Source organism: Gimesia fumaroli (genome assembly GCF_007754425.1).
GTDB lineage: Bacteria > Planctomycetota > Planctomycetia > Planctomycetales > Planctomycetaceae > Gimesia > Gimesia fumaroli.
Genome location: NZ_CP037452.1, coordinates 1,863,564 through 1,872,563, shown reverse-complemented (window position 1 = coordinate 1,872,563; position 9,000 = coordinate 1,863,564). Strand labels below are relative to the sequence as shown.

The following is a 9,000-nucleotide window of genomic DNA, read 5'->3' as shown; positions in this document are numbered from 1 at the left end:
CAAAGACATTGATCACGTCATCACCGGCGGCTGCCAGGATGTTGATGTTGAGTACGCCCAGCGGAGCCGAATGCACACGGATCACATCGTTGTCGGCTGCGTTGGTGCCAAAGACGTCGTCGGCATCCAGTTCGATATTGATCAAACTGGTGATGGAGTCCAATGCGATCAGATCGATGGTTTCGCTGCCCGGTCCCGAGACCAGTTGCAGATCGTTAAATCCACCGAACAGCAGGTTGGTGAATCCACCATTGGCCATCACCTGGGAAATCCCGTCGCCGGCTCCGAGAGCATCGTCAATCACGACCTGAGTGGTTGCCGGGGTGGCACTGGCATCGACGTGCAGACCGCCACCGGTGGTCGTGCCGAAGATTCCGGCCCCTTCCACGCGAGCGAAGGAAAGCCCCAGATCGATGTCGGTGTCGCCCGTCAGAGCGGCGACGATATTGCCGCTGCCCAGGGTATCGTCCATGTCCGAGAAGTAACCGGCGTCATGGTCGGTAATGAAGCCGACGTTCACGTCATCAACACCGGCGCCCCCGTCAAAGTGAATCGTGATGTCGGTGGCATCGTAAGTGTTGGGGTTGAAAATGTCTTCCAGGAAGAAGTCGGCGGCGGCGTTCAGGTGCGAACCGTTGGAAGCACCAATCGCCGGAGCCGCCGTGGTAAAGAACGGCAGACCGCCGGGAGATTCGTTGATGTTCAGCGTATCGCTGTCGGCAGAACCGATGACCGTGAAGGAGAGAATATCGGACTGGGCTCCCGTGAAGAAGTTCGCCGCATTGATGTCGATCACCAGATCGGTGCCCGTTCCATCCAGCATCGCATCAATCGTATCAGCGGCCGCATTCTGGAAACCGGAAGCCAGCATGTCCAGTACCAGGTGGTAAGCACCCGTGCTGGTGTTGACGTTTTCGATGCTGCTGTAGGTTACCGGCAGTTGAGGATCACCGGCAAAACTGAAGGTTCCCGAACCGGGGCTCATACCCAGCGTCAGCACGGGAGACGTCAGGCCGGTAAAGTCCAGATTGAGAACGTCCCCGGGAACCGTCGGCAGAGTCGGATTGCCGCCATTGATGGTAATCGGTGAATCCTGCGTTGGCAGGATGTTGAACGTGTCTGCATCGTCACCACCGTTGATCGTGGTCAGGGTCGCATCCACGTTCCCCAGCAGATCGACGGTGGCTCCTGCCCCGTCAGTAATCGGATCGACGTTAATTGTAATGGTCGTATCGGCGATCACTTCCCCCGTCAGTGCGAGCAGGAAGTTATCGCCGGAATTCAGCACCACATCCGCGCCCGTCGATTCGACGGTCACACCGGCGTTGATTGTCAGGTCATCCCCGGGTCCGGCCGCATCCGTTGAGGTCAGCGTGACCGTTCCGGCCGCGGTGACGTTGCTGGCAACGGTCAGCGGGCTGGCAGCGGAAGCAATCACCTGTCCCGCACCGGCGTCAACGCCAATCAGACCATCAACAGTTCCAATTTCCAGAGCGCCTGTGTTGCTGAGGACAATGTTACCGAGTGGAGAAGAAGCGGCCACTCTGCCGACGGCCAAATCAATGTCAGAAGCACCCGCGGCTCCAATACCGAAGGCAGCACGCAATGCGACTTCGCCCGCGGTAACCAAGGCGGCTTCGCTAACGCTATTGTCAAAGATGGTTCCGTTCGTCGTTACAGTCACAGTACCGCCGGCACTTTGCAGATCAACGAGCCGCAAATCGCCGCTTCCGGAAACATCCAGATCGCCACCGCGTGCGTTGACGAGACTAGCGTTTGATTGTTCGAAAGAGCCACCGCCGACACTGTCGTTATCAGCGGTCAGTGTCACGACAGCGGCGGACGTGGTATCAACCAATGAAAATGAAAACAGGCTAAGGTCGTTATTCGCCAGCAGGTCAATCGTCCCGCCGTTCGTCCGCACGGTGTCATTAGCCAAGATGCTGGATGACGAATTCACCACGATCGTTGACGCGGCACCGGTGGCTTCGATCTGCTCATTGAGATTTAGTCCCCCCATATCCAAATCGATGTTTCCGCCGGCTGTAATACCAGCCAGTCCATCGACAGTGCCGACGGTTGTCAGAGAAGGATCTTGCAGGAAGATATTGCCGCTTGTCGCATTTGCGGCCATAAAGCTGATATCCAGGTCAATGTCAGCAGGTCCCGCGGCACCAATGCCGGTGGCGGCACGCAGCGCAACAGTACTGGCGTCAATCAAAGCAGTTTCAGCTGCTGTATTGTCAGTGATACTGCCTGCGGAAGTGGTGACTTGCACTTCACCGCCAGTTGTAATACTTGCCAGATTGATATTGTTAACGGCATCAATGTCGATCAGACCGGTGCCAAGGCTGGTGATGATCGACCCCTCAGCCAAATCTACGGTTCCAGCAGAATCAATGTCGATCAAAAATGCTGCGGCGTTTGAGACTTGTGCGGGGCTGTTCAATACAAAGTCACCGCCAAAGTTTTGCAGCTTCAAAGTTCCCATAGAAGCAGCTACATTATTTGAAATCGTCATGGTATCGTTCGATCTTAAATCGACCGCCCTTCCAGTGACTGCTTCATTGACTGTCAGAGTACCAGTTGTCGTCAGGAAGATTGAACTGGCAGCAGCAGTGATACCAGCTAAACCATCGACCGTGCCAATTTCCAATGCTCCGGTATTGTCAATCGAAAATCCACCACTGGTCACGCTGGTTGCCAGAGTATTGACGTTTGTGTCGATACCGGTAATACCGCCGGGACCACCAACACGCAAAGCCGCCCGATCAGCAGTGATCAGGGCATTCCCTGTTAAGTCATTGATGCCGCCGCCGCTAGCTGTAACCCGAACTTCACTGGTGGTTGAAACCTGTAACGATTCTATATTGAAGAAGGCCGTTAAATCGATATCACTGGCACCGGCATCAATCGAACCGACAGCATTGAATTCAATGTCACTTGCTGTCGCTTCAATATCTACGCTGCCTGTGGTGGTAAATGCACCATTGACATTGACCAGACCGGCAGTCAAATCCAACACACCCGCTCCAATGTCGACAGTGGTGGTAGTGATGATATCATCGGTACCGGCATTCACGGTCAGATTTGCAGTAAATGTCGAGTCGACAGCGTTGATATTAACCTGATCTACACCGCTGCCTCCACTGGTTTCGGTATTGATGGTGACCGTCCCGGCCGGATGCACGAACGCAACCGACTCACCCAGGGTAGAATCAATCAGAGAGATACCATCACCGGCACCAGCATTATCGGAGAGCGTAATTGTTTCACCTGCGCCTAAGAAACTAAAGATCCGATCGGTGGCGACAATCGTATCCAGCACCGGTTCCAGACCGGTGTAAGTAATCGTTGCTACACCTTCACCATTATAGAATACGCTGCCGTCATTTTCCGTTGTAAAGCGATGTTCAACAGAGCCTGCAGTTCCGCCTAAGATCTCAAGGGTATCGCCGAGCGTTTCTCCACCGGAGCCACCATTGAAGAAAATGCCGTTCAGAGGATCAAACACGCCACCCCCTGGGTTGTTAATCACGAGACGGTCATCGCCAGCCAGACCATTGAAAGTAAAATCGGTGGCTGCGTTGAAATTGATGACCGGACCACCGTTAATCTGGTAGGTACCAGAATCGGCACTGGTTGCCGTAATCGTGAGCACATCATCGCCGGCGGTACCATCGACGGCTACACTTCCACCAAAGGTCAGGCCTTCGATTTCATCAAAGACGACATCCTGGAATCCGCCCGTCGCTCCGATGGTACCACCATCTAAGCCAGCGGGAGTGAATGTGGAAGTTTCCCCCGGAGGAGTGAGGTAAGTCAATGTATCGCCGGGAGCAATTGCAGGATCGCCACCAAAGATATCGATTGACGTCAGAGCATTTGGAGAGACAGTAATGTCATCGGCATCCGTACCAGCAAACAATGTCAGGTTTTCCAACGTTTCAAAGCCCAAGGTAACCCCAGTGGCACCGATTACAGCACCACTTCCGGGAAATAAACTTTGAACGAGAATCGTATCGCCGGTCACATCACCCGAGTCGTCCACGATCAACTCGTCTGTACCGCCACCCCCAACGAATGAGAAGAGTGACTGAATTCCGTCTACAGTTCCACCATCATTGGTGGCCCCGGCATTGCCGTCGATGATGACCTGATCGTCATCGGATTGGCCAAACACGGTAATCTGTGTTCCTGCAATCAGATCCCCGTTCAGGTTAGCAATGCTTCCTCCAGCATCGGCATTGAAGGAATCAATCTCGATACTCAATGCAGTTGCGGCATCCAATGTCACACCGGTTGCTAGATTGAAATTATCACCAGCCTCCAATGAGATATCGCCACTCGTACTGGTGATGTCGGCATTGACGTTAATGTCCTGTCCTGCAGTACCAGAATCTGTAGCTGACAACCAAGCAATGATTCCTGCAGAAACAGCCTCATTCACTGTGAGTGCTCCGGTAGTGGTAAAAAAGATGGTACTAGAGTTCGCAGTGATTCCGCTTAAGCCATCGACGGTGCCTATTACCAGATCACCTGTATTGTCGATAGCAAATCCGCCACCGGTCGCACTGACCGCCAGGGTATTGACATCAGTCTCGAGACCGGTAATCCCCCCCCCTGCACCACCAGCACGCAGGGCCACGCGATCAGCGGTGATCAGGGCATTCCCATTCAGGTCATTAATGCCACCACCGGTGGCTGTCACGCGTACTTCACTGGTTGTGGTCACATTCACCGATTCCACATTGAAGAACGCCGTTAAATCGATATCACTGGCACCGGCGTCGATCGAACCAGCGGCGCCAAATGTAATGTCTTGAGCCGTGGATTCAATATCGACACTACCCGTTGTAGTAAAGGCACCATTGACGTTGACTTGATCGGCAGTCAAATCTAACAAGCCGGAGCCGATGTCAACAGCGGCGGTGTTGATCGTATCATCGGTGCCCGCCAGGACAATCAAGTCTTGATCAAAGGTCGAGTCAATACCATCGATGTTGATGATGTCTGCCCCACTACCCCCCAGGGCTTCGGTTCTAATCGTCAACGAGTTAGTGGGATGCACAAACACAACTGATTCGGACAGGTTTGAATCAATGAAGGATTGCCCATCGCCTACATCACCATCATCAGACAGTGTAATTGTTTCTGTTGCCCCGATGAATGTAAAGGTACGGTTCGCAACGACGACATTATCAGTTATCGGTTCCAAACCGGTGTATGTGATGATTGGAGAGACCTGACCATTGATGAAAATCAAACCATCGCTGGGAGTCTGGAAAATATGATCCAATGAGGTCAGAGCGCCCGTTCGGATGAGAGTCAGTTCGTCGTTACCACCGACTCCCCCGTTGAAGACAATTTCCAAACCGGTATTTTCATCGATGCCGGTCAAGTCGAATGTCAGAGTATCGTCCTGGCCATCTTCACCGTTAATCACGATCGGTCCGCCGAGTGCAGCTAATGGCGTATTCGAAATCACGTCTCCAGTGGCATCGTCAGTGATGACGACATTTCCGCCTACCAGTTCGATGGTGTAATCATCGGGATTTCCATCGACGGGCAGATCGACCACAGGTGTTGAGTTTTCAACAACAATCGCAACATCGTTACCATCGCCACCCGCATAAGTCAGAAACGCGCTCTGTCCGATGACGCCAAGGAAGTCGGTAAATTCATGACCTTCGGCGAGACCGTTGAAGGTTCCCGCGACAGCGTGAACATCAACATTGTCGATGATGACAAACTCATCCCCTTCTGCAGGATCAAAACCATCAATCAGATTTAAAGTAACACCACCTAAGCTGACGGTTCCGTTCACGACCAGTTGATCGAAGCCGGTTCCCGCTATGGCACTGTTCATTTCGATGTCGAGTGTATCGTCGCCATTCAATGTCAGGTTGCCATTGATGGTGACCTGTCCGGGGCTGTTACCCGGAGCCAAAATTACGTTGTTTCCAGTTGCATCAACATTTCCGGAATATGTACCGGCGAGGATATTAACAGTTCCTCCAGCAGTCACACTATCAATGGCTTCCTGAATCCGTCCGCCGGGACCTGTTTGAGCCCCCAGTGAGGTCACATTCAGAGTGGAAAAGTCACCTTGAAAACCTGCCAGCCCCACGTTTGTGTCTGCACCGTTATTCAAGAATGAAGTGAAGTCGACCTGCGAAGCGTCGCCAGCAACACCGCCGCTCTTCATGGAATTAGCGATTGTTGTTTCGTCCGTGCTGCCCCACCAGTTGCCGGAAGCGTCAACAGCATCTCCACCGTGATGACCGATGAGCTCGGTGAGCGTTGAGGAGTCGAAAAAGTTGTTATGAGCGGCTACATCGGGTATGCCATTGGAAGTGTTATTGAAGACGCCGACACCTCCCGATGCGTTGCTGAAGGCGTTGCCTTCGATACTGACATCAGCAACGAAGTCATTGGCGATGCCTACGACCACGTCATGGAAGTTGTTGCCTAAAATGTCTACATTCGTGTTGCCCTGGTTATGAATACCGGCGACCCAAGCGTAAATTTCGTTGTTCTGGATCGTGATGTTGTCGTTATTTCCATTAAATGTGGAGAGCACACCACGACTTTCGACTCCCGTTCCCGGACCTTCCAGAATATTGTTCTCGATCGTATGCCCCGTGGTGCCGGCAGTCATGAAGACGGCAGATTGACTGCCAATGCCGGCCGGACCGGTCCCATCGATGATCTTGAGTCCGTCAATCACGACATCGTTCGCAAAGAGACGAAACCCGCCGGTCAGTTCACTTTCTGTGCCGCGGACACCAGGGTCAACCCCGGCAGCAATCCCGGCATTGGCTCCCTGAAGAATCACAGAAGTATTCACGATCACATCTTCGGCATAAGTTCCAGCAGCGATATCAATCGTGGCGCCTGCTGATGCGGCCGTTACCGCTTCCTGGATGGAGGCGAACGCATTGACTCCAATCACCGCATTTTGATCACCACCCTGATTGGGATCCGCGTCGGTGATGAAGGTGCCGTACACACCGGTGAAAGTGGTGTCCACATAGGTTACGGGAACAGGAGGCAGGAAGGTGAGGATCACATCGTTCCCGTCACCACCGTTGTAAAAGATGCGGAAGGTCTGACCGTTGACCAGCACAGTATCCCCGTTGTCAAGACCGGCAAAGGTGCCCGTGAGAGTACCGCCCACATCGATGATTTCGAACGTATCGCCCAACATGGCGCCGATGATGTCGCTGCCCGTGGTGTCCAGTGTGGCACCACCCAGATTCACATTGCCGGTTGTCACGAATTGATCATGACCGCCCACCACCCCGGCCCCGGAGATTCCATCGATTTCCACACTCAATGAGGAGCCGGCAGTCAGATTCAAATCGGTGCTGGTAAAGGTGCCGGGACTGAAACCGGGGGCGATGGTTGCTCCGGCTACGGATGCCGTGACACTGCCGTCCACCGTTGCTTCTCCCATTAATGTGACGGCTTTGTTGATGTCCACATTTTCGGTGTAGGTCGCGTTGATCACCACGGTCACATCATCACCAGGCATCGCGTTGTCAATGGCTTCTTGAATGCTCCCGTAGAGATTACCGTTGCTGGAAACCTCCACACCACCATCGTAGCTGTTGTTGTTCTGGATGGCATCGAAATCCACGGCAGGCGCATCTCCTCCCACCTGGCGAGCATTATTGGTGAAGGTGTTGCCGGTAACTGTGGGATTTTCCGAGGACTGCGGGAAGTAGGTATCATCAAAGAAGTACAATCCCACGTTGGTGTTGTTTTCAAAAATGTTGTTCAACACCTCTCCACCCGCTTCAGCGAAGTTGAGAGCCGCCCCAGTGGCATTATTGATGAACGTGTTCCCGTTCACTTTCGAAGTGGAATCGAGGTTTCCGGCGTTAATCCCCGTACTCCCAGGTGATTCGAAAGTGTTATCCAGGATTTCAATCCCTGCGGCAGTGTAGATGGCAGGGTTTTCCGAAAAGAAGAGCCCGTTGTTTTTTGCCTGGATGACATTGCCAGTAATGTCGAAATTGTCGAAGTGGATGCTCGCGAAATGTCCGGTCATCACCACGCCGCGGGCGGAGTTATCATCGGTCACATCGATCAAGTTGTCCGAGATGGTGACAAAGCTGATCGTCGCCATATCAGTTGAATCAGGTCCCCCGACAACTTGCTCCCCAAACACAATCCCGTTAACCTGGCTACCAGGGACGAGTGTTTCATGGATGTAATTGTTTTGGATCACGATGTTTTCGCGTGTAGACACCCCCGGCCCGGAATTTGTCGGGCGCACGTTGATCCCATCCCGATTGAGTCCCGTGATTTCAAACCCGTCAATCGTGACGTCATCAGCACGGACTTCAATCCCAAAGGGTGAACTCGGATCAATCAGACTCTCCGCCCCGCGAACACCATTACCTGCAATCCCGGCATTGGCTCCCCGGAGAATCACAGAGGTATCCACGATCACATCTTCGGTATAAGTTCCTGCGGCCACGTTGATGGTATCCGTAGGATCAACACTGAGTTGAGCAGCATCCACCGCGTCCTGAATCGTGGCAAAGGCATCCGTCCCGAAAATCAGCCCTACTGTCTGGCCGGCTTCACCAAACGCAAAAGTGACAGTATCACCCGCGTCCAAACCAGCGGCCCCCTGGTCATTCGTGAGCTCCAGAGAGTCATCGACGAAGAACGTTGTCAGCAGCGTCCGGTCTTCCAAGACTTCGGTCGTGGAGATCTGGTTGTTGACAGCAGCGTGCCAGCGGCGCCGGATTGCACGGCGATCACGAGAACGAAATGTGGGACGTTTTTTGATGCGGGAAGTGATAGTACCGAGCCAATTCGTAAGCAGCATCCTGTCAACTCCTCAGATAGTAGGTCAATTCAGTTAGATAAACTGTAAATGTATGAGACGATTGGTATCGAATATGTTTTGAGAGGCAGAAAAAATCTCACCCCTCATTAGTGTTCTCAGAATTTTTTCTTAGTGACATCAGGCCTCTTACCGAC

General features: G+C 53.1%; 1 protein-coding gene. It reads right to left on the bottom strand.

All coding sequences use genetic code 11. From position 1 onward, the window contains the following. On the bottom strand, positions 1-8,845 hold an 8,845-nt coding region (locus tag Enr17x_RS07140), incomplete at its 3' end, for a right-handed parallel beta-helix repeat-containing protein (RefSeq protein ID WP_198001008.1). Between the last annotated feature and the right edge of the window lie 155 nt (positions 8,846-9,000).